The organism is Streptomyces subrutilus (genome assembly GCF_001746425.1).
GTDB lineage: Bacteria > Actinomycetota > Actinomycetes > Streptomycetales > Streptomycetaceae > Streptomyces > Streptomyces subrutilus_A.
This window is the reverse complement of the sequence record NZ_MEHK01000001.1, coordinates 3,630,032-3,656,157: the sequence shown is the minus strand read 5'-3', so window position 1 is coordinate 3,656,157 and position 26,126 is coordinate 3,630,032. Positions and strand designations below refer to the sequence as shown.

Genomic DNA, 26,126 nt, shown 5'->3' with positions numbered 1-26,126 from the left:
AGACCGCCGCGATGCGCCATGTCCTCGTCTTCGCCAAGACGCCCTACGCCAAGACCCCGTACGACCAGTGGCTGGCCGGCTCGGGGATCGTCCCGGTCATCGTGACCGCGACCGAGTACGCGGCGGGCTACGCCCATCTCCCGCACGTACACGCCTTCGACGCGTACGACACCAACCAGCTGGTCGAGAAGACCGCGCTGCGCCTGGCCCGCGAATTCGCGGTCGAGGCGGTCTTCGCCCGCGCCGAGGCGGACGTCGTACGGGCCGCCCAGCTGCGGGAGCTGCTCGGCCTGCCGGGCCAGCACACCGCGAGCGCGCTCGCCTTCCGCGACAAGGTGGTCATGAAGGACCACCTCGCGGGCGGCCCCGTCGACGTGCCCGCCTACCGGCGCATCGACTCGGCGTACACGGCCCTCGACTTCGTCGCCGAGCACGGCTACCCGGTGGTGATCAAGCCGGTGTCCGAGTCGGGCTCGCTGGGCGCGGCGATCATCCGCGACGAGGCGGAGCTGGACGCGTACCTGGCCGGCCCGTGGCGGGGGAGCAGCGAGATCGAGGCATTCGTGCCGGGCCAGATGTACCACGTGGACGGGCTGGTGGCCGGCGGCGAAGTGGTCTTCGTCCACCCCTTCCGCTACCTCAACGACTGCCTGTCCTTCCGGGACAACGACTGGGTGGCCAACCTCCCGCTCGCCCCGCATGACCCGTCCTACGACCGGCTGGTCAAGGCGGCACGGGCGGTCCTGGCCGAGCTGCCGACCCCGCCGCAGACCGCTTTCCACTCCGAGTTCTGGATCACGCCCGACGACCGGCTGGTCTTCTGCGAGATCGCCAGCCGCACCGGCGGCGGCATGATCAGCGCGATGGTCCGGCACGCGTTCGGGATCGACCTGGACAAGGAGTGGCTGTACGCGGAGTGCGGCCTGCCCTCGACGCTCGGCACCCCCGCGTACCGGCCTGCCGGGGCACTGTGCATCCCACCGCAGAACGGGGTGCTGGAGGAGCTGCCGCAGGCCGGCGGGGAGCCCGGGTGCGTGCGCGAGGTGATGCTGACCGGTGCCGCGGGCCAGGAGTTCCACGGCGGGGTCAAGTCCGGCCTGTTCCTGGCCGGCTACGTGGTCGACGGGGACACGGAGGAGGATGTGGCCGCCAATCTCGAACGTGTGGCGGGCTGGTTCTCCGACAACACCCGGTGGCGGCCCGCCGATTTCTCCGGAGGTAACGCATGAGCGCGACGACACCCCCCGACCTCGCTGCCGCCGGGCTCACCGGCCCGCTCGTCGGGGTCGACTGGCTGGCCGCACGGCGCGGGGACGGCGTGGTCCTCTTCGACGCCTCCGTCGGCGCCCGCCGGGGCGCGGCCGCGCGCATCCCCGGGGCCCGGCCCTTCGACCTCGACGGGGAGCTGTCCGATCACACCTCCGCCGTGCCGCACACCATGCCCGGGGTCCAGGAATTCACCGAGGCCCTGCGCGCGCTCGGCGTGGACGACACCGACACGGTCGTCGTCTACGACGCACAGGGCATCTACTCCAGCGCCCGCGCCTGGTGGATGCTGCGCGCCATGGGCTTCGACCGGGTCGCCGTCCTCGACGGCGGCCTGCCTGCCTGGACCGCGGCCGGCCACCCGGTCGAGCGGGTGCCCGCCGTGTACGACGGCCCACGCGGCACCTTCACCGCCCGACCCCGGCCCGGCCTGATCGTGGACGCCGGTGCCGTCACCGCCGCCCTCGCCGACCCGGCCGCCGCCGTCCTCGACGCACGCACCCGTGAGCGGTACGCCGGCACCGCGCCCGAGCCGCGTCCGGGCCTGCGCGGCGGCCACATGCCGGGTTCCGCCAACCTGCCCTTCGGGGAGCTGCAGCGGGACGGCGGCTTGATGAGGCCGCGGGACGAGCTGCGCACGGCGTTCGAGGCGGTGGCCGGGGACCGCGAGCAGCTGTACTTCACCTGCGGCTCCGGGGTCACCGCCTGCGTCCTCGCGCTCGGGGCCACCCTGGCCGGCTACCGCGACCTCGCCGTGTACGACGGCTCGTGGAGCGAGTGGGGCCTGCCGTCCGAGCGGCCGGTGGCCACCGGCGGGAGCGGCTCACCGTGACGGCCGGCGCGGGTACACGCGGGCTCACCGCGAAGTGGCGCACCTTCACCGGCTTGCCCGCCGGCCTCAAGGCCCTGATCGGCTTGTCCTTCGTCGTCGCCCTCGGTAGCTACATGGTCACCCCGTTCATCGGGGTGCTCATGGTCAAGGCCGTCGGCCTCGACATCAGGGTGGCCGGGATCCTGGTGGCCGTGGCCACCTTCATCCAGTTCGGCGGCAGCATCCTCGGCGGCACGGTCGTGGACCGGTTCGGGCTCAAGCGGACCATGGTGCTCGCGCTCACCCTGCGCACGGCCGGCCTGGTCCTGCTCGGGCTGGCGGTCAAGGCGCCCTGGGCCGCGTACCCGGCCGTCGTCCTCGTTGCCGGCGGTCCGGCGCTGTACCTCCCGGCGAACAAGGCGTACATCGTCACCCACGTCTCGGACGAACTGCGCCCGCTCTTCCTCGGGGTGAGCAGCGCCGCCCTCAACGCCGGCATGGGGCTGGGGCCGCTGCTCGCGGCGCTGTTGATCGACGCCGACCCGGTGCTGCTGCTCATCGGCCTCGCCGGGCTCTTCGCCCTGATCACCGCGGCCCACCAGGCCGCGCTGAAGCCGGTCGAGCCGCGGCCGGCCGCGGCCCCGGCGGTGGCGGGAACCGGGCGGGTCACGGGGAACCGGGCGGCGCTGCGCGGCGCGCTCCGCCCGGTCCTCTTCACCGCCCTCGCCTTCTACCTCTACTTCTTCTTCCAGAGCTTCATGGGCCTGTACGCGGCCGGGGTGTCCAACATACAGGTCCTCGGCTGGGTGATGCTGCTCAACTGCGCCATGGTGGTGCTGCTCCAGCCGGCACTGGCCAACCACATCGCGCGCGCCGGCTACCGCTTGCTGGTGGTCGGCTCGTTCGCCCTGATGGCCCTCGGCATGGGGGCCATGGCCCTCGGCAGCACCCCGGCCCTGCTGGCCGGCACCGCCCTCTTCACCTTCGGCGAGATCTTCCTCTTCCTGCGCTGCGAACTGGAACTCGTCGACCGCGTGCCGGGCAACCCCGCCTTCGCCTTCGGTGTCCAGCGGCTGACCGCCGGCATCGGCGGACTCCTCGCCGGCGTCGTCGGCGGATTCGTCTTCGCCCACTACGAGGCCGCCGGCGACCTGGGCACGTTCTGGCTGGTGGTGGCGGCGCAGTGTGCGGGCGCGGCGCTGCTCGCACTGCTGCTGGCGGGCGGCCGGCGGCCCGCCGTCCCCGAACTGCCCGTGGCCGAAACGGCGGTGGCCCGGTGAACGAGTCCACCTCCTCGCGGGAGACGCGGTTCGTGCACGCCGGCTCCGATGCGCGCCGGCAGGCCGGCTATGTCAACCCGCCCGTATACCGCGCCTCCACCGCGCTCTACCAGGACGTGGCCGAGATGGACGCCTCCCAGGCGGATCCGCTCAAGCGCGGTACCCCGGTCTACGGCCGCTTCGGCACCCCCACCAGCCGCGCCTTCGAGGAGGCGCTGACCGAACTGGAGGGCGGCCACGCGGCGGTGGCGACCTGCTCCGGACTCGCGGCGATCACCACGGCGATCCTGGCGTACGTCCGGGCCGGAGACCACATCCTCGTCAGCGACTCCGTCTACCTGCCGACCCGGAAGTTCTGCGACTCGCTCGCCGCGCTGGGAGTGGAGACCGAGTACTACCGTCCGGACGCGGGCGGCGCCGCGATCGAGGAGCTGATCCGCCCGCAGACCCGGCTGCTCTACCTGGAGTCCCCGGGCTCCACCACCTTCGAGGTGCAGGACATCCCGGCGATCACCGCCGTCTGCCGGGCCCGCGGAGTGGTCACCATCGCGGACAACACCTGGGCCACGCCCGCCTTCTGCCGACCGCTGGCGCTGGGTGCGGGTGTGGACGCGGTGGTGCACTCCGCGACCAAGTACCTGACGGGGCACGCGGACAGTCTCCTCGGCGCGATCGTCTGCACCGAGGAGAGCTACCCGGTCGTCCGGGGTGCGGCCATCCGGCTCGGCCAGTGCGCGAGCGCGGACGACGTCTACCTGGGCCTGCGCGGGCTGCGCACCCTGAGCGTACGGCTGGGCCGGCACCAGGAGCAGGGGCTGGAGCTGGCCCGCTGGACCGCCGCGCAGGAGGGGGTGGCGGCCGTCCTGAACCCGGGGCTGCCCCAGGATCCCGGCCACGACCTGTGGCGCCGCGACTTCACCGGCGCGGCGGGGCTGTTCGGGGTGGAACTGGAGCCGGGCTTCGGCAAACCGGCTGTCGACGCGATGCTCAGCCGACTGCGGGTGTTCGGCCTCGGCCACAGCTACGGCGGCTACGAGAGCCTGATCGTGCCGGCCGACCCGGTCTCCCACCGCTTGCCTGGCACGTGGACGGGACGCGGGCCGCTGGTCCGGGTGCACGTCGGCTTCGAGGGCCTGGACGACCTGAAGAAGGACCTGACGGCGGGCTTCGAAGCCCTGCTGGGCGGACCCCGAGAGGGCTGGCCGGCCGAGAATCCCTCTCGGTGGGGGCGGAGCCTGGCGGCTGCCGAACCGCGGTGACCAGTCGTCTTGGGTTCTGCTGCTCCACGCCTTGACGATCCGGGGTCGCTCAGCCATGGCGGTGCCGCAGGCCGTTGTGTGCCTGCGGCACCGCTCGGGCGTGGGGGTCAGGACGGGTCGCCGTACTGGAGGCCGCGTCCGTTGGTGCCGACATAGACGCGCCCGTAGGTGTCGGGGTCGCCGGTGACGACGCCGACGCCGCCGATGCTGCCCCACTGGTGGGCGTCGTCGTTGACGCGCAGCCAGGTGGCGCCCTTGTCGGTGGAGCGGAAGACTCCGGTGACGTCCTTGACGGTACCGATCAGGTACAGGGCCTGATAGTCGGCGCCCGGCGCGGCCTTGCCGAAGCCGAGCGCGGAGGCGGACTGCACCGTTTTGAGCGTGGTGAAGGTGCGGCCGCCGTCGGTGGAGTGCAGCAGTCCCTTGCCGCCGCCGGAGATCCACAGGTCTCCGGCGATGCCGGGGACGGCCGCGAGCCGGCCGGCGGGCAGGCCGGTGGCGCGGGCGGTGAAGGTCGCGCCGCCGTCGGTGCCGGCGTAGAGCGTGCCGTCGGCCAGGGAGTAGAAGGTCTTGGCCGAGGAGCGGTCGGCGACGACCACGGCGCCGGTGCCCAGGCCGCTCACCCTCGACCAGCTCGCCCCCTTGTCGGTCGAGCGGTACGGGGCCTGACCGGCCTCGGTCCAGACGATGGCGGAGCCGTCCGCCGATAGCGCGACACGACCGCTGTCGGCGCTGCCCACCGGCTCCGACGTGAAGCCGTTCCAGGTGCTGCCGCCGTCGGTGGAGTAGGCGCCGTCCTGCTTGCCTCCACGGCCTACGCGGACCATCAGCGAGGGATGGGACTGGGCGAAATCGATGTCGGTACTGGTGATCATCATCGGGTTGTCCAGCCGCCCGGCGGGCACCTTCGTCAGAGAGTCGTGGCGGAAACCGCCCAGGTCGCCCATGGCGGAGATGACGGTGGCGCCACCGGGCGGGGCGACCGCGTCCATCAGCGAGGTCTCCTCCAGCCCCCGGGACCCGACGACCCAGTGGCTGGTGCCGCCGGTGTCGGTGGCGTTGGCGTCCTTGCTGCGCCAGATGCCGCTGCCGGTGCCGTACAGCACGTGCCCGGAGTTGAAGGGGTCGATGGCCAGGGCGGTCATCCAGTGCCCGATGCCGGTACCGACATAAGGAGCGGCGGAGGCGTCCCGCTCCGATTTCGCGGCCTGTGCCTTCCAGGTCGTGCCGCCGTCGGTGCTCCGGTACAGCTCGTCCTGCGGCCACCAGCGGTGGAGGGTGGTGACCATCACCGTGGACGGGTTCCGCGGGTCGACGGCCAGACCGGAGAACCCGTAGTTGCCCTGGGACGGGGAGATGTTCTTCCACGCCCCGCCGGCCGGCGTGTACTTCCACACCGAACCCGCCGTCGCGTCGCCGATGGAGTTGGCGTACGCCAGGTACAGCGAGCCGTCACCGGAGACCACCCCGTGCTGCGGCATCTCGCCGGTGGGCTGCCCGGAGACGGCCTGCCAGGTGGTGCCGCCGTCGGTGGAGCGGTACAGGGAGGTCGACTTGTCGGCGACGCCGACATAAACCGTCTTGCTGCCGACGGGGCCGTACGTCACGAAGGCGATGCCCGCGCCGCTGCTCGCGCCGTCCTTGACGGGGAACGAGGAGACCTGACCCCATGTCACGCCGTGGTCGGTGCTGCGCCACAGGCCGTTCTTGCGGGTGCCCAGGAGCAGGGTGCCGTTGTCCGCGGGGTCGACCGCCAGCCGCTCGCCCGCTCCCCGGCCGTGTTCGTTGGCGCCCAGCTTGAAGGGCAGAGCGGTGCGCTGGAAGGTGCGGCCCCGGTCCGTGGAGCGCAGGAGCTCGGCGTTGCCCGCCCAGCCGTTGGTGTAGGTGCCCGCCGCGGCGTAGAACCGGTTGGGGTCGACGGGGTCGGTGGCCAGCGAATCGATGCCGAGCAGGTTCCAGTCCTTCTCGCCGACCCAGTCGGTGAGCGGGATCCACTGCTCGGCCGCGGGGTCCCAGCGGTAGGCGCCGCCCATGTCGGTGCGTGCGTACAGCAGACCCTTCTCGCGGGGGTTGAACACCAGCCCGGTGACGTAACCGCCGCCCACCACCTGGGCGTTGTTCCACACATACGGTCCGGTCGCGGTCGCCTGGGACTTGGCCGCTTTCACCAGCCTCCACTGCTGGTTGGTGCTGCCCTTGCCGTGGTACTGGATGACCGCCGCGCCGTCGGCCGTGGAGTCTGCGAAGACGTCCAGGACCCGGCCGCTCCCGCGGGAGGTGAAGGTGACGGTGTCGGAACCGCTCACATCGTCGATCCGCCACTCCTGGGAAGGGGAAGAGCTGTCGGTCTGCTGCTCGGCGGCAGCGGCCTGCGCGGTCGAATCGCCGGCTATGCCCAGCACTTTGCCGCTGTTGCGGTTCACCAGCTCGTAGTAGCCGTCCCCGGTGGGTCTCAGCTTCCACTGCTGATTGGCGGTGTTCCGGTCGGTCCACTGCTGGATGCGGGTGCCGTCGGCGGTGGAGAAGCCGTTGACGTCCAGCACCTTGCCGCTGCGTACGGAAACCAGCCGGTAGTAGGCATCACCGTCGACCGTCGCGGCTTGTGAGTTCTCCTGCACGAACAGGAGATACGGCACGACGATGGCGGGGACGCCGAGCAGCAGACCGGTCGTCGCGGTCCAACGACGGCGGTGACGCCCGCGGCGCACGCCGTTCGTGGGGTTCTTCATGGGGGGTGTTCTCCTTGCATGCCACCAGAGGAAAGTGGATCGAGCTACCGGAACGGCCGGATCCGACTCCTTGTGGTAGCGGGCCCCGCAAAGGGTTGCCTTGAGCCGCGAACTTCTTTCAGGTCGCCTCGTGTCATCGTCGCCGCTGTCCAAGTGGGCGCGGGTCCCGTTCCGTTGAACCAAGGCAGCGGCTTTGGCCGCATACCCTTGCCGACGCCAAGGTGCGGCGCCGTGCTCGGCGGATCGCTCCCCTGAGGGAGGTTGGAATGGGGCTCATGGATGCGGACCACGCGGGGCTGGTCGTCGCGGCGCAGGCCGGTGACGATCGGGCGCGCGAGGAGCTGATCGCCGCGTACCTGCCGTTGCTCTACAACATCGTCGGGCGAGCGCTGAACGGACATGCCGACGTCGACGACGTCGTCCAGGAAACCCTGCTGCGCGCGGTACGCGACCTGCCTGCCCTTCGTGCCCCGGAGAGCTTCCGGTCCTGGCTGGTGGCGATCACGCTCCGTCAGATCAATACCCACTGGCAGCGGCAACGCACCTCCGCCGACCGGACCACGGTCATCGACGAGGCACTCCGGATACCGGACGCCGGCGCCGAACCAGAGGACGTGACGATCCTGCGTCTGCATGTGTCGGACGAGCGCCGCCAGGTCGTCGAAGCCGGCCGGTGGCTCGACCCGGACCACCGGATGCTGCTGTCGCTGTGGTGGCAGGAACGCGCCGGCTCGCTGAGCCGTGACGACATCGCCGCCGCAACGGGGCTCACTGTCGCCCACGTCGGAGTACGCCTGCAACGCATGCGCGAGCAGCTGGAGCTGAGCCGGACGATCGTCGCCGCGCTGGAGGCCGACCCGCGCTGTCCGCGGTTGGACGAGACCGTGGTCGGCTGGGACGGTCTGCGTACCTCGGTGTGGCGCAAGCGGATCGCGCGGCACACCCGCGACTGCCCGGTCTGCTCGGCGACTACGAGAGCACGGGTTCCGGCCGAGCTACTGCTCCTCAGCCTCGCGCCGCTGGCCGTCCCGGCCGGACTCCTCGCCGCGCTGGCCGCCAAGGGCCTGCTGCCGGGTACGGCCGCGAGCGCCGCCGGGCTGGCCACGGCACCCGTCGCCGTCGCCACGGCGACGGGCGGAGGCGGTCTGCACAGCGCGCTGATCGGCAAACTCCACGCGGTGACCGCCCATCCGCTGGCGAGCCTCGCCACCGGCGCTGTGCTCATCACCGGGACCGCCACCTACGCGACCTGGCCCGAACCGGCGGACCGGGTGCCCGGCGTCATCGCCGCTCCCACGGTCGGCAACCCCACGCCGATCCCGTCGCGCACCGCCACGTCGGCCGGACCGTCCCCGGCGAGTCCGTCCGCCGTCGAAGGCACTGTTCCGCTGGGCGCACAGTCGCTGGAGTCCGTGGACGAGCCCGCCCTGTACCTCACGTATGCCGGCGACTTCGCGACGCTCGGCCGAGTCGCCGCGTCCAGCAGCACGCAGACACGGCAGCGCGTCACGTTCACGGTCATCCGGGGGCTGGCCGACACACGGTGCGTCACCCTCCGCGCCGCCGATGGCCGCTATCTGCGCCACCGTGACCTGCGGCTACGGCTGAGCACCAACGACGGCAGCGAACTGTTCCGTGAAGACGCCACCTTCTGTCCGCACCCCGGGGCGGTCGCCGGTTCGGTGACCCTGCACGCGCACAACTATCCCGGATCGGTCCTCCGCCACCGCGACGGTGGCATCTGGCTCGATGGCTCCGACGGCACTCGGGCCTTCGCCGGCCAGGCTTCCTTCATCATGCGCAGGGCCTGGGCTACCGCTCCCTGAGCATTTCGGACCGAGTCGCACAGTGACAGCGGGTGATCCTGCGCCACGATCCTGCACCACGCCGTTCTCCAACCACTTCACAATCCCTGGCTGATGTTCAGGGCGGCGCGGCCTTTTTACAGCGACGACCAGACGGCGGGGCTTGGCGTAACGCTTTCCGCCTGCGGGATTCCTCACTGAGCAATCGGCCGGACGGCGCGACTTTTCCGTTACGGGCATACGAGTTCGGCGGCCTCCACTTCGTGGGGCTTCCTGCCCGCCGCTCACCATGACGTGTCGGCGTGGCAGGTTGCCCGACTTCCCCCGTTGACGCATCTCCTGAAGAAAGCCCCTCCAATGACGCGACACACCCACGAACCCCGGGCGGCCGGTGGGCAGGAACGGCCCCACGTCCTGCACCGCCCCCACCCCGCGGCGGACCAGGCCGTACCGGCCGATGCGCGCACGATCACGGCACCCAGGGTGACCCGCGACCCCCGAGGAGAATCATGAAGGGCCTGCACCGGCGCGGCCGGCGCCGCCGGACATTGACGATAGGACTGTCGGCCGCGGCGCTGGTGGCGGGTGTCCTGACGCTCCTCCCCAGCTCCGCCGGAGCCGCGAGCCTGGGTACCCAGGCGACCCCCTCGGGCAGGTACTTCGGCACCGCTGTGGCCGCCGGCAGGCTCGGCGACTCGCGGTACGCCGAGATCGCGGACCGCGAGTTCAACATGATCACCCCGGAGAACGAGATGAAGTGGGACGCCATCGAACCGTCCCGCGGCAATTTCAACTTCGGCCCCGCCGACCGGATCGTCAGCCACGCGACCTCGCGCGGGCAGCGGATGCGCGGGCACACCCTCGTGTGGCACTCCCAGTTGCCCACCTGGGTCAGCGGCATCACCGACGCCGCCACGCTGCGCAGCGTGATGAACAACCACATCACCACCCAGATGACCCACTACAAGGGCAAGATCTACGCCTGGGACGTGGTCAACGAGGCGTTCGCCGACGGCTCCACCCAGCACCGCAGCTCGGTGTTCCAAGACGTGCTGGGCAACGGCTTCATCGAGGAGGCGTTCCGCACCGCCCGGGCGGCCGACTCCTCGGCCAAGCTCTGCTACAACGACTACAACATCGAGAACTGGTCGGACGCGAAGACCCAGGGCGTCTACAGCATGGTCAAGGACTTCAAGTCCCGCGGCGTGCCGATCGACTGCGTCGGGTTCCAGAGCCACTTCGGCACCAGCGGCCCCCCGTCCAGCTTCCAGACCACCTTGTCCAACTTCGCCGCCCTGGGCGTCGACGTCCAGATCACCGAGCTGGACATCGCCCAGGCGTCGCCCACCCACTACGCCGGCACGGTCAAAGCCTGCCTGTCCGTGGCCCGGTGCACCGGCATCACGGTATGGGGCATCCGTGACAGCGACTCCTGGCGCAGCGGCGACAGCCCCCTGCTGTTCGACAACAACGGCAACCCCAAGGCCGCCTACACCGCCGTCATGAACGCCCTCAAGGCCACGAGCGGGACGACCGGCGGGACCCGAACCGGCGAGATCAAGGGCGCGGCCTCAGGTCGTTGTATCGACATCAACGGCTCCACCACCGTCAACGGCACCCAGGCGCAGCTGTGGGACTGCAACGGACAGACCAACCAGCGCTGGACCCACACCTCCGGCAAGCAGCTGAAGATCTACGGAAACAAATGCCTGGACGCCAAGGCCAAGGGCACCGGCAACGGCACCGCGGTGGTCATCTGGGACTGCAACGGCGGCGCCAACCAGCAGTGGGACATCAACGCCAACGGCACGATCGCCGGCGTCCAGTCCGGGCTGTGCCTCGACGCCGTCGGCGCGGCCACCGCCAACGGCACCAAGGTCCAGCTGCACTCCTGCTGGTCCGGCGGCAACCAGCAGTGGACCGGCCCGTCCGGCCCGTCGACCCCGACGACGCCCGCGCCGACGGGCGGCACGTGCGCTCTTCCGGCGACGTACCGATGGAAGTCGACGGGTGCGTTGGCACAGCCGGGGAACGGGTGGGCCGCGGTGAAGGACTTCACCCACGTGGTGTACAACGGCAAACACCTGGTCTACGGGTCGAACGCGTCGGGATCGTCGTACGGCTCGATGATGTTCGGCCCCTTCACGAACTGGTCGGACATGGCGTCCACCGGTCAGGCCGGGATGCGCCAGGCCGCGGTGGCGCCCACGCTGTTCTACTTCGCGCCCAAGAACATCTGGGTGCTGGCGTACCAGTGGGGTGCGTGGCCCTTCGTCTACCGCACGTCGAGCGACCCCGCCAACCCCAACGGCTGGTCTTCGCCGCAGCCGCTGTTCACCGGCAGCATCCCCGACTCCAGCACCGGCCCGATCGACCAGACCCTGATCGCTGACGGCCAGAACATGTACCTGTTCTTCGCCGGTGACAACGGCAACATCTACCGGGCGAGCATGCCGATCGGGAACTTCCCCGGCAACTTCGGCTCGTCGTACACGACGGTCATGAGCGACTCGAAGAACAACCTGTTCGAGGCTCCGCAGGTCTACAAGGTTCAGGGCCAGAACCAGTACCTCATGATCGTTGAGGCGATGGGTGCGCATGGGCGCTACTTCCGCTCGTTCACGGCATCCAGTCTGAGCGGTTCGTGGACCCCGCAGGCCGCCAGTGAAAGCAACCCCTTCGCGGGCAAGGCCAACAGCGGTGCCACCTGGACCAACGACATCAGCCACGGTGACCTGGTCCGCGACAACCCCGACCAGACCATGACCATCGACCCCTGCGACCTGCAGTTCCTCTACCAGGGCAAGTCCCCCACCGCGGGTGGCCCCTACGACCAACTGCCGTACCGGCCCGGTGTCCTCACCTTGCAGCGCTGACCTGCCCGATCCACGGTGATCGTCCTCCGGGGCGGCCTGGCCGCCCCGGAGGACCCGTCGCGCGCCCGCTTCCTCGCCCTCCCCGGTGGGAACCGTCGGCAACCTTTCCGCATCCTGCGGCGACCAAGCAGTGCACCTCGACTCGAATCTTCGAACGGACGGACATGCAGACTGCACGGCAAGCCGCGCGGCAGCGCAGGCGGAGACACCGGCTGATGGTGGGAACGACGGCGCTGACCGCCGCGGGCATCCTCGTCTGCCTGGTGACAGCCCTGCTCCCCGGTCCCGAGGCCGAGGTCGGGGCCGACGTGGCGGCTCCCGCCGCCACCCGGGCGGAAGCCACGCCCTCGACCCCGACCAGCACCTCGACCCCGGCGAGCCCCTCGACCCCGACGAGCCCCGCGCCCCCGACGGACAGCTCGCATGCCGCGGCGACCGCGACCGCCGCCGTCGGTTCGACCACCGCGGCGCCCCAACCTCCGGCGAAGGCAACCCCGCAGGCGGCGTCCGGCACGGAACCGTCGGCAGGCCGCATCCAGCCCGGGACCACCTACAAGGGCGTCGCCACCGCCTACGCCGCCGGCGACGGCAACGGCGCCTGCCTGTTCGGTCCGAGCGACGACCTCATGGTCGCGGCGATGAACACCACCGACTACGAGGCGTCCAGGGCGTGCGGCGCTTACGTGCGCGTCCGCGCCGCGAGCGGCGCCTCGATCACGGTCCGGATCACCAACGAGTGCCCGCTGCCCTGCGCACCCGGGCAACTGGACCTCAGCGAGCAGGCCTTCGCCAAACTGGCCGATCCCAAGCTGGGCCGTATCCCGATCACCTGGAGCCTGCTGAGCCCCCGGACGTCCGGCACGATCTCCGTCCGGTACAAGACCGGGTCCAGTCCCCACTGGTGCGGCATCCAGGTGATCGACCACCGGAACCCGGTCGCACGGCTGGAGGTACGCACCACCAAGGGCTGGCGGAGACTGCCTCGTACCGAATACAACTACTTCCTCGCCGCCGACGGCAGCGGGTGCGGCGGCGCGATGAGGATCACCGACATCTACGGAGAGCAGCTGACGGTCGACGGGGCCGCGCTGCTGCCGAACGTCGCACAACCGACCCGGGTCCAGTTCGCCCCGCACTGACACCGCACCGCGGCCGGGTGGTGGCGGCCGGGTTACCGCCGCATCGCAGCGCCCTGGGTGTACGGGCCACTGTTACGCTGCGCGCCGGATGTTGACGCACAGATTTGCGGAGGGGGCGACCGACGGACATGGTCCTCGATGACGCGTCCGCGGAGTTCCACGACTTCTTCGAACGCCACTACGCCGAACTCGCCCGGTTCGCCCACCTCTTGACGGGCGGGGCGGACGGTGCCGACGATCTGGCCGCGGACGCCCTGATCGCACTGTGGCAGCGCTGGGACCGGCTGCGCCAGGCCGAGTACCCACTCGCCTACGCGCGTGGAGTCGTCGCCAACCTGGCACGGTCACGGATCCGCAGCGCGGTTCGCGAGCGTCGCCGGATCGCCCTGTTCTGGTCCCGCGGCGCGGAGCCGTTGGACGGTCCGGACGTGGCCGCCGTGGTGGACGTGCGTACTGCTCTCGCCCGGTTGCCGTTCCGGAAGCGGGCGTGCGTGGTCCTGCGGCACGCCTTCGACCTGTCGGAGAAGGACACCGCGCTGGCGCTCGGGATATCGGTCGGTACGGTGAAGAGCCAGACCTCGAAGGGGATGGCCGAACTGGAACGGATGCTGGGCAGCACAGGAGCAGCCGGGGAACTGTTGGCGGGGAGGAGGAGCCGTTGAACGAGGAGCTCACCGGGCGGCTGCGCGCAGCCGCCGAGGCCCACCAGCCCGACCGCGCCCGGATCCTGGCACGCGTGGAACGCGGCATGTCCGGCGCCCCCGCCGGCCCCCGCGAGCCGTCAGGCGCGAGGCCCTGGCCCAGGGTCGCGCTCGCCTCCCTCGCCACGGCCGGCATTCTGGCAGTCGGGGGTTTCGCCGTCGCCGCCATCGTCCAGTCCCCGCCGGCCAGGCCGGACATCCCGGCCACCCCCGCCGTGCCGTCCGTGCCGTCCGTGCCGTCCGTGCCGTCCGTGCCCGGGACTCCCCATCCGACGCCGTCGGCGCCCACCGCCGGTAGCCCGACCCCGCCGGACCGCCCGTCCTCGACGAGCCCCGGCCCTGCGACGGCAGGCAGCGCGGGCTCGGCTCAGCCCGGCAGCGCGCACGTCCAGGACGGGCCCCTGTGGTCGGCCGGCTCGGTGGACGCGGGCAGCAACGCCTTCTGGGCGCAGAGCAACATCACCCTCAAGACCACCCAGCCGCTCACCGCACTCACCCTGGAACTACGCATCAAGCAGACCGGCGGAGTGCAGAGCACCGGCAGCTGGCGGACGCTACCCGCCGAGGACTTCACGGTCACCGTGCAGCACGAGGGCGGTGCGGTGGTCTACCGCTGGACCCTCAAGCATGGCCGCACGGTCCCGGCCGGACAGCATGTCTTCGCCGGCCAGTACAACCACGCCGCCGGCGAGCGCGAGGCCAAGCACGACGGCTACCGCATCGACGCCAACGGTCCCCGCGGCGCACTCGCGGTCTGGGGCGGCTTCACGCCGGCACGCTGAGGCCGTGCCCGTAGCCGGGTCGAAGCCCCCCACCCGGTGACGGATGCGACCCAAGACGGGTACGAGGCCGAGGTCGGACGGAGAGCCGGGCGGCGCCCTCCCGAAGGTCCTGGGTTTCCGGCGGACGCGCATGTCCTGGAGGGCTGCCTGGACCTTGACCGAGCGCATGCCGTCGGCGCAGTCCCGGCTGGGGCATCGGCGGGCCATCCGGGGGCGGCCTGACCTGGAGCCACGAAGAAGGCCCAGGTCGCTGACCTGGGCCTCTATTCAAGAGCGGATGACGGGAATCGAACCCGCGCTATAAGCTTGGGAATCCTCGCGCCGATCCCTCCAGTGGTGCCGTTGACCTGCCCATTTGGCGTCATCGGCCGCCTGCCGGGGGATCACGCCGGACCGTGATTGACCGCCGGTCTCCGCCGCATGTGGTGCGCGAGTGGTGCGGACCCGGGCGGGCACGGCAGATCCCCTGTGGGAGCGCGGTCGTGGTCCCGGGGGATGACTCGTGCAGTGGGCGGTAGCCGCGGGCTCAACTGTGCCGTGATCAGAGCTCGTTTCCGCGATCTGGACTACGCCTTGGCGCTGACGGTGGAGCGTGAAAAGCTGTAGGCCAGGGGCTCTTGCCCAGGGGGAACGGCGGCTAGGATCCATGCATGCCAGGTGAGGCCATGCACCAGAAGGGTGCTGACGGGGCTCGTCGCGCCAAGCTGTGGCTTGATGCAACGACACGTGTGAGCTCCTCATGGACGAACGAAGACGCCGTCCACGCGGCCCGTCTCGAATTTAAATGGCCCCACGGTGAAGAGCAGCCCTACTCTTTTGATGTGGGTGGAATTCTCTCGGGTGGAGAGTTTCATGGGCACTTCTTCGTCGCAGAGTGTAAAAATTATGCTAGCGACTCAGATCAGGGGATGCACTTCGACGACTGGGTCGCTAAGTGCTACCTGACGAGGCGGGATCATTATCGCCTGGCTGACCACTTCATGTGGATCACGTGGCATCCCTTCAGGGTGAAGGCGTGGAACACTCTCTGCACCCCAGAGAGTGTCAAGAAGGGGCTCCTGCTGGAGCGAAATCGCCTCAGAGTTTTCGGAACACCTGACGAATCCGAGGCAGAATCGTTGATCGATTCTAGTCTTGCAGAAGACGTTGCCGGGCGGATGTGGATGTTCGTTCTCTCTGAGAAGCAGGAGAGGCTAGTAATTACGCCCGAAAATCGGGCCCTGGTCTTTACTGAGTTGATGAAGAGAGGTGAACTGTGATGGATGAATTTTCCGTAGTGATCTCCGACCTGACTGACCAGGACCCTTCGCGAAATGTCTCGTCCATCAAGAATGCGGTGATCGCCCGACTCGAAGCCTCCGATCAGGGAGTTCGGATCGAGTCGACTGAATTTTTCAATCACACATATGCGCCAGACTTGGTCCTTCACTGGCAAGGTGACGGCCAGTCTCGACAGGTGTATCTGCGTACGAGCGATAATCCGGATTACATTCGCGAAGATATCTCTGCGATCGCTGGTAAGAACCCCATCATCATGCCGCTTGTCCCTCTTCGGGACAGTGCCGGATCTGGTGAACTGGAGACTGCTTCGGCAAGCGCCAGCACGCTTGTGGCGACTCCTTCGAGCATTAACGAGTTCGCGGAAGTTCGAACGGACAGCGCGGTAAGCGGGTTGTTGTCGCATGCCGTCTTGCAGGGCGGCAGGGGGCTTTTGAGCGAGGAGCGGGTTCGCTCCGTGAGTAGCGCTGTAGACGCAGGGTTTGCTGCAGCCCAGCTCTCCGAGCCAGAGGAGACTCGTCAGGCCGTCGTTGCTGCCGAGCGTCTGCTCGACCCTGCACGCGCTGGCGTTCTGACGCGCCTTCTGCATGCAGTTTGGCTGGGATCCGGGGCGCCGGCTTCGGCCTTTCCTGGAGCGACAGGAATTACGGCCGATCTGGACCCCGTGAGCTTGAAACTTCTTCTCGACATCACAGTTTCAGACGATCCGGAGTTTTGGCGGAGGATCGCTTCTGGAATCACCTTGGAGAAACTGTGTGAACTGGAAATTTCTGCGGATTCAGAAAGTCTGCAGCATCTGATCGCGGCGAGTGTTGATCGCCTTCGGGCTAAGAGCCTGCGGGTTTCTGGAATAAAAAATCCAGAATTGAGTAGCCTGGCGCTTCGTTGGTTCGTCTCGGCTGGACTTCTCGGATTTGAGTCGAGGAACTATGTGACTCATTTCTCTCCGGGTCCGGTCTCCTCGATGGGAACGGTCGATCGGCCGAATCCGATTCCGCCTCATCTTAGTTTGCTGATCCATCGCGCAAGTTCCGCCGGGATTAATCTCGATGAGATCACCATCGAGTCTGATGATGGTCGAAGGATCGACTACAGGCCACCATCTGGAACTGAGATTTGGCGCGACAATGTATTGGATCAGCTGGCCAGCGTGCTCGGGCAGAAGAGGTCTGCGGCAGTTTCCGCAGTCGTCCCACTACCGGGTGGGGCTAGGCATCTGACGTGCGATCTGGAGAGCTTGACGGCATCTGGAAGAACGGCTGCCAAGTTTCACTTGTCAGAGCTGATTCAATTTGCTATTCCGCTGTTGCGTGACTTGTCCAGAGTGGAGAGTGGTCAGCTAATCGAGGCGATCGGCGGCCTGGAGGATTAGTGCAAGCTCCTATTTAGTCACATTGAGTCCAGCAAGGGAGTGTGCTATGTCCTGCATGCTCAGCACAACCACGTCTGCACCCGCCTCGGCTAGCGAGGATTGCTTTCGGGGCTTGTTGGCATAGCCGATGCTCCTGGCGCCGGCCGCGCGCGCTGCTTCGACGTCCGTCACGGAGTCGCCCACCAGCGCAGTGAGGCTGGGGGATACGCCGAAGGCTGAAGCGGCGGCGAGTAGCGAGTGTGGGGATGGCTTCATCAGGTCGGGCCGGAGGGTCGGGCGTCCGACGATCTCATGCACGACGTCCACGAGACCGTGCCGGGTGAGGTACTCCTCAACGCATTCGGTCGAGTTGTTGCTCACGATTGCGACAGCGCGACCGGACGCGCGCGCTGCGTGGAGGGCTTCAATAGCACCAACGGTCGGCTCTCCGGCCGCTTGCACCGCGCGGATCTCCGCCGCGGTAAGAGCGGCTTCAACCGCTGCGAGGACTGCACCTCCACCCTGCTGCGAGAGGCGGTGGACCTCCATTGGATCATCAGTAGCCCGCGAGATACCAGCAAGTGCTGGTGCCGACGTCGAGAGCAGGCTGGCTAGTTGCTCAGCGACCTTGGGTGCAGGCGTGCCCCGAAACACGTCGCAGATGGGGCCGTCGAAATCGAAGAGGATCGCCTCCGACGCACCGAGCATGGCAGCGAGCACGTCAACTTGCTTCGGCATTGGCGTCCCTTCCGATGGTCTCCCAGACGCTCTCGAACCACATTCGAGCCTGTTCTACCTGCTGCGCTCCGCTGGACGAGTCGCCGTCGTTGAGCGAGTAGTGGAACAGGATCGTGTCCTTGCCGACGAGGTCATAGATCTCGACGGTCTCGCCCTGCGCCACCACCTTGTTCGGGCGGATCGGGTAATAGCCGAAGAAGACATCGGCGTTGTTGATCACGTACAGCTTGAAGAACTGCGTGCCGCTGTGGACGCGCACATCGACGTTGCTCTCCTGGACGAGCCCGAGGTGGCTGAGCTCGCTTATGGCGTCGGAGATGCTCCGCGTGTAGCCGACCATGATGTCGTGCATGCGGGCCCGAAGCCGCGGGTCGTCGCCGCAGTCGTTGCGGCGAACCGGAGCTGCCTGCGGTACGCCCATGTCGGGGACCAGAATGCGGATCCGGATGCTCGACGGGGTCAATCGGCCCACGCGGATCTTATCGAGCGGTTCCTGCAGTGCTCCGTGCAGAGTCTCGCTGGAGAAACCCGCGAAGTCGATCGTGACGTTGCGACTGGCGAAGGCCTGCTCGACGTACGGCCGTAGTCCTGCCGGCCGCTCCGTGCGGTTCCGCACGAATACGCCGCTGCCCTTTCGGGAGACAACCAGTCCCTCGTCCTCAAGGTCCCGCAGGGCCCGCTGGATCGTCGCGCGGGCGAAGCCGTAGTGGTCCGTCAGCATCTTGTGAGACGGGAGCCGCTCGCCAGGTGCCAGCTTCCTCGTTCGGATTGCCGCGCCGAGGCTGCGCGCAACCTGCTCGTACGGCGGCCGATCGTCGTCCGGGTCCAGAGGTTCAGGCGCAAAGGTCATGCTCCGATGCTACGTCCAACCTGACTATTTGGGCAGCCTGGCTAGTCACTTCTTGACGTGACTAGCCAGGCTGGCTATGTTGTTCTCAGAGCCACCGGGCTAGCCAAGTTGGTCAAGTCGGTGGTGGTGATCTGTGTCGTTTCGGTGCAGTTCGCGGCGCCCGGAGAGCCCCGTGAGGGACCCCTCAAAGGAAGCGGCCGTTCTTTGAGAACTCAACAGTGGACGTGAATTTGAGTTTCGACCTTCCGGCCCAGCCGGACCGGTTGCCTCCTCCGCCCGTCCGACGCCCCCTGGCGCTCGTACGGGCGGGGTCGAGGGGAGCCGGATTGGTTCCACCCCGAATGCAGTGCAGCCCCCGGCGTTGGAGCGCCGGGGGCTGCTGTTCGGGTCCCGTTCCTCCTCAGAAGGAGCAAGACCCAATGAAGTTCATCGCTGCACTTCAGAAGCGCGTTACCCCGTGGTCGGATGGCTTGGAGCCGTCGGACGCGGAGCTGGACGCGATCGAGTGGGAGATGCCGCTGGTCCTGGCGGAGGTCGACCTGCTCGACGCGGAGATCGCCGTCCTGGACCGGATGCCGTCCGAGCTGGACGAGCGGCGTATCCGCCGGGCCCGCCGCAAGGCGCTGGCCGCCCGGCGGATGCTGACCAACCAGGCCGCCGCGGCGAGCCTGCCGGGCGGTGCCGCATGACCACCCCGACGATGCTCCTCTCGTCCATGGCCGCTCCGCTGATGGCGCTGCGGATCTTCGAGGACCGCTACCGGCGCCTGCCGGCGCCGTGCGTGTCGATCTCCACGGTCTACCCCAACCTCCTGGAGCTGTCGTTCCACGACAACCCGGACGGGTTCGAGATGTGGCGCCAGGCGCTGGGGATCCCGCGCCGGACGGTGCAGCACCGTGTTCAGGGTGACGGCCGCACCTGCGTCATGGAGGGCGAGATCAACTACTCCGGCGGCCCTGTGAGGCTGATCGGCTTCACCACGATCCCCGCTCTGGAGGGGACACGTTCACGGGGGGAGGTCACCTCGTGAACGGTGTTCAGATCCGTTCATCCGAGCGTGCCCTGTCGGTCGGGACGTGGCTGATCGTCGGCGGGGCGATGCTCTACTCCGTCCTCACTGTCACCCCGCTGATGGCCGCGCACACGCCGGAGGGGTGGCGGTGGACGGCCCCGATCCTGCCGCTCGTCGTGGACGCCGCGGTGGTGATCGTGGTCCGTCTCGACTCCGTCCTGGCCCGCCTCGGCGGGCACGGCGGCGCCTGGCCGGTGGCACTGCGGTGGATGACCGGCGTCATGACCCTGGCGCTCAACATCGGGGAATCCGCCCTGGCCGGAGACCTCGTCGGGGTCGCCGTCCACTCGGTGGCCCCGCTCCTCCTCATCGTGACTGCGGAAGCGGGACTCGCCTACCGGCGGGCACTTACCGCAGCCGTCCTGGCCGTTGAAGCCCGCAAGCAGGCCGAGCAGGACGCCCGGGAACGGAAGGTGGCTGAGCGGGAGGAGAGCAGGCTCCGCGCGGCGCGTGAACAGCGCGAGCACGAAGCGGCCATCGCCCGTGAACAGCGTGAACACGAGGAGCGTCTGGCCCGGGAGGCAGCCGACCGGCAGGACCGGATCCGGCGTGAAGAACAGGAGCGGCTGGAGGCGGCGGCACGGGCGGAGCGGGAGGCTCGTGAACGCCGGGAACGCGAGCGTGAACAGGCCGAGGCCGAGCGTGAACGCCTTGAACGCCAGGCCGCGCAGCAGCGCGAGCTGGAGGCCCAGCAGCGGGCCGAGCGTGAACGCCGGGAACGGGTCCGTGAACAGGAACGGATCGAGCGTGAACGCGCCGCCCTCCTTGCCGCGGGCCCGCCCGAGGAGAAGCTGAAAGAGGGTCCGGCCCGCACGGTCGTGCAGGCCGCGTTCGAGGCTGGCCTCGCCGTCCGGGTGGCTGCCGAGCTGACCGGATGGTCCGTCGGCTGGGCCTCCGCCCGCTACCAGGAACTCCGCGACGCCGCCCAGGCTCTTGAAGGGGCGGCCCCGTGACCACCCTGCCTATCTACCGGTGGCGCCTGGCCCCCGACGGACTCGCCACACGCCGCCAGCTCCGCGCCGCCGGGCTCCGGCCCGGCGGTCAGGACGTGGTCGCGCAGCTCGAACGCCCGCGCCGTCGGCGTGGCCCGTTGGTGGCCTACCTGTACCTGGTCGAGCGGGCGAAGCCGGTTCGGCCGATGACCGACCGGCGGGCCGCCGCTCTCGCCAAGGCCAATGCTGCCCGCCGTAACTGCCCGGCCTGCGGTCGGGATGCCGGCTACGTCATTCCCGCCTCGCTCGGCTGCTGCGTTCCCTGCTCCTCGCGCTAGGAGCTGTCGAGGATGCTGCCGAAGGTTTCGGTGATGCGGTGCTTCCACTTATGCCAGCGGTTGCAGTACTGCCGCGGAAACCATCGCCGTGTCTGCGGGATTTGACGGTTGCACCACTTGCACAGCACCGTGCGGCCCCTGCTCGCGAACTCCCCCATGCCGCGAATTTTAGCGGCTGTGACCTGCACCTTCCGCCCCTCGGGGCCCGGCCGTCCACCTCCTACAGCGTCGGCCGGGCCCCTCGCCCTGAAGGAGCACCTTCAGCATGACCGAGACCATCACCGAACCGCAGGCCCCCCCCGAAGAAACTGCCCCCACCCCTACGCCGGCCGACGTCACCGGCACCACACAGGGCAAGGAGGTGGAGCACACCGCCGGGGGCTTCCCTGTGGTGCCGTTGTCCCTGTCCGGGACGAACACGGCGGCAGGCCTGCTGGCCACCGCCGCTCTCACAGGTGGCCCGGTCGCCGCAGTCGTGGCGATGACCGGGGCCGCCGTCCTGGGCACCGCCGCAGCCCACCGGCGTTCCAAGGCAGGAAAGAAGAAGGCCGCGGCGAAGTCCACCCCGGCCGCCAGCCGAACCACAGCAAGGAGCGGGGGGCGTGGCCCTTTGGGCCGTATCCCCGCGCAGCCCCGCACCCCGTCCCGTAACGGGGGCGGAACCGGGGGCCGCAAGACCAGCGGCGGGCAGGCTCGCCACCGCTCCAGCGCCCCCGGACGCACGGGCTCGGCCCCGGGCAAGTCCGGCACGTCGCCCGTGCGGCAGCGTGCAGCCCGCGCGGTCGGCGGTCTGGCTGGTGGCCGGGCAGGGCAGGTGCAGGCCCTGCGCTCGCAGGCCCGCACGCAGTCCCCGAACCGGGCTGCCGCCCGTACGGCGGCGGTGCAGGCCCGGCGGCAGGTGACCGATGCCCGCCGGGCGGCGAAGGCTGCCGACCGCGCCGCTTCCGGGTCGAAGGCCCGAGGTCCGGCCGCCCGCACCCTCGCCAAGGGCATGACCAAGGCTGCTGCCGTCCGAGACAAGGCCGTCGGCGCTGCTCGTTCGGTACGGGACCGCAGCGCGGGCCGTGCGGTCGCGGCAGGCCGGGCGGGTGTTCAGGAAGCGGCGCACCGCAAGCGGGTCGCCACGTTGAAGGCGCCCGCGCAGAAGGCGGCGCGGAAAGCCCTGAGCCGGTCGGCCGCACGGTTCCAGGCCCGCCGGGCCGCCGCCGCTGTGCTGGGAGGGCTGCTGGGAGCGCTCGGCATGCTGACCACCCCGCTCGGCCGCAGGCTCGGCTGGACCTGGCTGCAGCATCCCGGCCGCCGCCTCTACCGCTTCCTGCTCGGCCAGGCCCATGCCGAGCGCGAGGCCCGCGACGCCGAAATCCGCGCTCAGCTCGAAGCCGACGAGCAGACCGCCGAAGAGCAGGCCGACGCCGAGCGCGAGCAGGACACCGACGGTGACCGTCTCGGGGACCGCGCCGCCCGCCCCACCTCGCACGTTCCCGCAGCTGCCACCAGTGAAGGAGCACACAGCATGAGCAACGGGTCAGGGTTCAAGTTTGAGGAACTGGCCGCCGAGATGTTGCAGGCGGCCCAGCAGTACGAGCCCGAGAACGCCATGGAGATCCTCGCCATGGTCGAAGGCCTGCCCGACGCCCTCGGCTCGCTCGCGGGCGTCATGCAAATCCTCGCGGAGCGCTCCGACAGCGAGTTCCCGCTGGAGAAGGTCGTCGCGGACGGCTTCGCCGACATCTACGGCGCCCTCAACGCCGCCACCGCCGTGGCCGAAGACCTGGGACCCGCCTTCCGGCAGGCCCACGAAGCCGACATCGCCCGCCACGAGGACCCCCGCAACGGACCCGAAGCCGAGAAGGGATGGAACGTCTGACATGGGCAACACCAAGACGAAGACCGTCGAGCATCACGGCCTCGCGCTGGACTGGGCCGCCGGCCACGGACCCATCACCGGGGCCCTGTCCGCCACCACGGGCGCCTACGCGGTCGCCACCGTCGGCACCCTCGCCCACATGCCGCCCACCTGGGCACTCGCCGTCGGCACCGTCGGCGCCATCGGCCACACCGCGTCCGGTCTGCGCCAGAAGCTGGCGGCCCGCACCATCGGGGCGCGCGCTGCGTCCTGGCTCCTCGGATCCGGCTGGACCACCTGGGCGCTGGCCACCGGCCCCCTGAACTGGGCCGCCCTCGGGTCCCTCGCCGTGATCGGTGTTGGCATGGGAGCCGCGGCCCGCGCGACCGGCCTGTACGAGGAGGCCCGTGAACTCGAAGCGCTCGCGGCTGCTGAACGGCAAGTCGCCCGCGAACTGTCCGCCGAGCGGCGCCAGATCGCTGCGGAGTGGGTCGACCGCGTGCAGCGGGTCTGCGGGATCACCCTGCGGGTGCTGGCGTTGGAGATGTGGCCCACCAACACCGGCTTCACCATCGACGCCGAACTCCCGCCCGGCGGGATCACCTACGACCGCATCGCCAAGGAGAACGCCCGTCTCTCAGCGGATGCGCGGCTGCCGCACGGCTGCACCGCCGCCGCGTGCCCGGGCATCGACCAGGGCCGCGTCCTGATCGACGTCACCACCGTCAACGTCCTCGCTGCCGAGGTCCCCTACCCGTCCGATTACAGCGCTCTGTCGGTCCACACCGGGATCCCGTGGGGCTACCGCACCAACGCGGACGAGATCCTCACCTACCTGCGCGAGCAGTGCGCCCTCGTCGTCGGGCCGACCGGCTCGGGCAAGACGAACATGGTCCACGTCATCCTCGCCGGGTTCGCCCGCGCCAAGGACATCCTGACGTGGGTCATCGACCTCAACGCCGGGTCGGCCGGTCTGCCGTGGGTGCGCCCCGCCATGCAGGCCGGGGCCGGTGAAGCGGTACGGCCGGGGATCGACTGGCTCGCCTCCACCCACGAGGAAGCGCTGCTCATGCTCGACGCCGCACTGCGGATCGGCCTCTACCGCAAGCGCGCCTACCAGGACCTCATGGCCAAGGCGAACACCGACCTCCTGCCGGTCAGCCACGAGATCCCCCAGATCATGATCGTGATCGATGAGGGTGCGGAGATCCTGACCAGCAACGATCCGGAAACGCGGAAGCTGGCCAAGAAGATCCTCGAAGTGATCCGGATGCTCCGCGCCATGGGGCTCCGGACCGTTCTGACCGCACTCGGCGCGACCGGCGCCGTCCTGGGCAACGTCATGATCCGCCGTGAGGCCAAGACCAGGGTGGCCCTGACCGGCGGCGCCACCGAAGGCATGGACCTCTCCAAGCTGTTCCCCGGCGCCCGGGGCCTGCGGATCGAGCAGGCACCCCACAAGGGCACCGGCTTCATGGGCACCCCCGAATCCCCCGCCGGTCTCTTCGGGACCTGGCGGATCCTGCCCACCCAGATCAGCGAGATCGTCCACGCCACCTCGGAGCGACACCCACGCCTGGACGCGGTCTCCGCGAAAGCCGCGGGCCCGGACTATGCCCGCCGCTGGGACCACGCCCGCACCGCATGGATCAATGACCACGAACCCAGCCTGCCCGCCCCCGACACGGACACCACCGCCCCAGCGGCCCGGACCGGTGGGGGCCTGAACCTCTCCGCCCACCGCACCCCGGCCCAAGCGCCGGCCGCCACAGCGGCGGACGGGGTGGACGCCGAGTTCGAGCGGCTCATCGCCGCCGAGTTCACCACCCCCAACGCCGCCAGGGACCAAAAGCCGCCCCGGCCGGGGCTGAACCTGTCCGCCCACCGCGACGAGGACAACGCCGCCCGGCAGGCCGCACTCACTCTCCTGATCGCCGCCGGACCGGAGGGCACCGGAGCATCCGCCATCGCCCGCCAGCTCGACCGCTACGGCACCACCCGGCAGACCGTCGCCGGATGGCTCAAGGCATGGACCGACGAAGGCGAAGCCATCCGGATCGGAACCGGCACCAAGACCCGCTACGTCCACCACACCCACGCCCCCGAAAGCCCCGACGAGGGCTGACCTTGTCGCTTGTCGCCACCCCGCCAGAACAGCCCCCCGCCCGCCCTGAGGGGCTTGCAACCGGTCTCTGACCTGGGAGGCGACAAGCGACAAGACAAGCGACAAGACAAGGGCACGCGACAAGTCAGACGACAAGCGACACGACAAGCCGCCACGGGACCACCCCTCAACGTTGAGGGGTGGTCCCGTGCTCACGAGGGAGCCCCGTCGTGCATGACCCCACGCTCCAGAGCACCACCCCGCCCGCCCGCTACGGCGATCCGATCTACTACCCGACCGCCGTCCAGCAGCCGGTGATGCTGCCTGCCGAGCTTCCGCCCGGAGTCGAGATGGTCACCCTCCCCGGTGGCTACCGCACCCTCGCCTACACCCACGGACAGCCCGTCGCCCCCGCGCCCGTTCCGGCCGTGCAGCCGGTCCCGGCGTGGGCCAAGACCACCGCCCTGCTCGCCCCGACGCTCGGCGGCGGGATCGCGGCCGCCGGGTGCGGGATCTCCTACGCCGCCCCCGGAGTCCTCGCCATGGCCGAAGCCCTCTGGGCCACCGTCGCACTCATCGCCGCCGGCGCCCTCGCCCCGCTCCTTCTCCGCGCAAGCCGCAGCCGCGGCGGGCGGGGTGCCGGGCCGATCCAGCACATCACCCAGAACATCACCTCGACCGGGATGTTCGGCCGGGCCACCGGAACCCTCAACAACCACTGAAAGGACGCCGTGTGAACCAGCCCCTGCCCGAACGCGTCGCCGACGCGGCCGCGCTCCTCACCGGCACGCGGACCGTCCGCTGCCCGCACCCGGGATGCCGCGTGTCCGTCCGCTACCGGCACGTCACCCCTGACGAGGCCAAGCGGCTGACCGACCTCGCCAGCGACCACCCCCGCCACTAACAGCAGCGAGGGCGGCCCCGTCTCGCCAAAGTCCGGGCCGCCCTCTTCCAGCACCTACTGGAGGA

The 26,126-nt window shown here is 69.6% G+C and carries 22 protein-coding genes; 19 read left to right on the top strand and 3 right to left on the bottom strand.

What is annotated here, in order from left to right:
- Positions 1-11 precede the first annotated feature (11 nt).
- Genes BGK67_RS17390 through metC form a run of 4 tightly spaced genes read left to right on the top strand, consistent with a single transcriptional unit; the run spans position 12 to position 4,616 of the window.
- Entirely contained in the window at positions 12-1,229 is a 1,218-nt protein-coding gene (locus tag BGK67_RS17390; protein ID WP_069920950.1) for an ATP-grasp domain-containing protein, read from the top strand.
- Positions 1,226-2,098 (top strand): sulfurtransferase, encoded by an 873-nt coding sequence (locus BGK67_RS17385; protein ID WP_069920949.1) that lies wholly within the window; start codon positions 1,226-1,228, stop codon positions 2,096-2,098. The genes BGK67_RS17390 and BGK67_RS17385 overlap by 4 nt, the downstream gene beginning before the upstream one ends.
- Positions 2,095-3,357 (top strand): MFS transporter, encoded by a 1,263-nt coding sequence (locus BGK67_RS17380; protein ID WP_069923930.1) that lies wholly within the window; start codon positions 2,095-2,097, stop codon positions 3,355-3,357. Before BGK67_RS17385 ends, BGK67_RS17380 begins: the two co-directional genes overlap by 4 nt.
- Complete coding sequence (gene metC / locus BGK67_RS17375; RefSeq protein WP_079154241.1) at positions 3,354-4,616, top strand: cystathionine beta-lyase; 1,263 nt, start codon at positions 3,354-3,356, stop codon at positions 4,614-4,616. The genes BGK67_RS17380 and metC overlap by 4 nt, the downstream gene beginning before the upstream one ends.
- A gap of 107 nt (positions 4,617-4,723) precedes the next feature.
- Here the strand turns inward: metC and BGK67_RS17370 are convergent, their stop codons facing one another.
- Positions 4,724-7,345: an RICIN domain-containing protein gene (locus BGK67_RS17370; protein ID WP_069920948.1), complete on the bottom strand. Its 2,622-nt coding sequence runs from the start codon at positions 7,343-7,345 to the stop codon at positions 4,724-4,726.
- Between the two features lie 266 nt (positions 7,346-7,611).
- Between BGK67_RS17370 and BGK67_RS17365 the strand changes: the two genes are divergently transcribed.
- The 7 genes from BGK67_RS17365 (at position 7,612) to BGK67_RS38325 (ending at position 17,298) form a co-directional block, all read left to right on the top strand.
- Complete coding sequence (locus BGK67_RS17365) at positions 7,612-9,171, top strand: sigma-70 family RNA polymerase sigma factor (protein ID WP_069920947.1); 1,560 nt, start codon at positions 7,612-7,614, stop codon at positions 9,169-9,171.
- A gap of 488 nt (positions 9,172-9,659) precedes the next feature.
- Complete coding sequence (locus BGK67_RS17360) at positions 9,660-12,026, top strand: non-reducing end alpha-L-arabinofuranosidase family hydrolase (RefSeq protein ID WP_069920946.1); 2,367 nt, start codon at positions 9,660-9,662, stop codon at positions 12,024-12,026.
- Between the two features lie 215 nt (positions 12,027-12,241).
- The gene (locus BGK67_RS17355; protein WP_069920945.1) at positions 12,242-13,165 is read left to right on the top strand and encodes an expansin EXLX1 family cellulose-binding protein; all 924 of its coding nucleotides are present in this window, start codon (positions 12,242-12,244) and stop codon (positions 13,163-13,165) included.
- Positions 13,166-13,293: 128 nt separating this feature from the next.
- Positions 13,294-13,827, top strand: a complete 534-nt coding sequence (locus tag BGK67_RS17350) for a SigE family RNA polymerase sigma factor (protein ID WP_069920944.1) — start codon at positions 13,294-13,296, stop codon at positions 13,825-13,827.
- Positions 13,824-14,648: a hypothetical protein gene (locus BGK67_RS17345; RefSeq protein ID WP_069920943.1), complete on the top strand. Its 825-nt coding sequence runs from the start codon at positions 13,824-13,826 to the stop codon at positions 14,646-14,648. The genes BGK67_RS17350 and BGK67_RS17345 overlap by 4 nt, the downstream gene beginning before the upstream one ends.
- 650 nt (positions 14,649-15,298) lie before the next feature.
- Positions 15,299-15,907 (top strand): hypothetical protein, encoded by a 609-nt coding sequence (locus tag BGK67_RS38330; RefSeq protein WP_141754028.1) that lies wholly within the window; start codon positions 15,299-15,301, stop codon positions 15,905-15,907.
- Entirely contained in the window at positions 15,907-17,298 is a 1,392-nt protein-coding gene (locus BGK67_RS38325) for a hypothetical protein (RefSeq protein ID WP_141754027.1), read from the top strand. Before BGK67_RS38330 ends, BGK67_RS38325 begins: the two co-directional genes overlap by 1 nt.
- 9 nt (positions 17,299-17,307) lie before the next feature.
- Here the strand turns inward: BGK67_RS38325 and BGK67_RS17335 are convergent, their stop codons facing one another.
- Positions 17,308-18,015 carry an HAD family hydrolase gene (locus BGK67_RS17335; RefSeq protein ID WP_069920941.1) on the bottom strand — a complete coding sequence of 236 codons (708 nt, stop codon included), beginning with the start codon at positions 18,013-18,015 and terminating at the stop codon, positions 17,308-17,310.
- Positions 17,999-18,865 (bottom strand): GntR family transcriptional regulator, encoded by an 867-nt coding sequence (locus BGK67_RS17330; RefSeq protein WP_069920940.1) that lies wholly within the window; start codon positions 18,863-18,865, stop codon positions 17,999-18,001. Before BGK67_RS17330 ends, BGK67_RS17335 begins: the two co-directional genes overlap by 17 nt.
- 419 nt (positions 18,866-19,284) lie before the next feature.
- On the opposite strand from BGK67_RS17330, the gene BGK67_RS17325 reads away from it, so the two are divergent.
- From BGK67_RS17325 to BGK67_RS38915, 8 genes are all read left to right on the top strand, one after another.
- Positions 19,285-19,554, top strand: coding sequence for a DUF6284 family protein (locus BGK67_RS17325; RefSeq protein ID WP_069920939.1), 270 nt, complete (start codon positions 19,285-19,287; stop codon positions 19,552-19,554).
- Positions 19,551-19,895 (top strand): hypothetical protein, encoded by a 345-nt coding sequence (locus BGK67_RS17320; RefSeq protein WP_069920938.1) that lies wholly within the window; start codon positions 19,551-19,553, stop codon positions 19,893-19,895. Before BGK67_RS17325 ends, BGK67_RS17320 begins: the two co-directional genes overlap by 4 nt.
- Positions 19,892-20,890 carry a DDRGK domain-containing protein gene (locus tag BGK67_RS17315; protein ID WP_069920937.1) on the top strand — a complete coding sequence of 333 codons (999 nt, stop codon included), beginning with the start codon at positions 19,892-19,894 and terminating at the stop codon, positions 20,888-20,890. Before BGK67_RS17320 ends, BGK67_RS17315 begins: the two co-directional genes overlap by 4 nt.
- A complete protein-coding gene (locus tag BGK67_RS17310; protein ID WP_069920936.1) occupies positions 20,887-21,207 on the top strand; it encodes an RRQRL motif-containing zinc-binding protein in 321 nt (106 codons plus the stop codon). Before BGK67_RS17315 ends, BGK67_RS17310 begins: the two co-directional genes overlap by 4 nt.
- A gap of 265 nt (positions 21,208-21,472) precedes the next feature.
- Positions 21,473-23,074 (top strand): hypothetical protein, encoded by a 1,602-nt coding sequence (locus BGK67_RS40070; protein WP_069920935.1) that lies wholly within the window; start codon positions 21,473-21,475, stop codon positions 23,072-23,074.
- Between the two features lies 1 nt (position 23,075).
- Entirely contained in the window at positions 23,076-25,178 is a 2,103-nt protein-coding gene (locus BGK67_RS17300) for a hypothetical protein (protein WP_069920934.1), read from the top strand.
- A gap of 209 nt (positions 25,179-25,387) precedes the next feature.
- Positions 25,388-25,879: a hypothetical protein gene (locus tag BGK67_RS17295; protein ID WP_069920933.1), complete on the top strand. Its 492-nt coding sequence runs from the start codon at positions 25,388-25,390 to the stop codon at positions 25,877-25,879.
- 11 nt (positions 25,880-25,890) lie between these two features.
- Entirely contained in the window at positions 25,891-26,061 is a 171-nt protein-coding gene (locus BGK67_RS38915; protein ID WP_167739579.1) for a hypothetical protein, read from the top strand.
- The last annotated feature ends 65 nt before the right edge of the window (positions 26,062-26,126 follow it).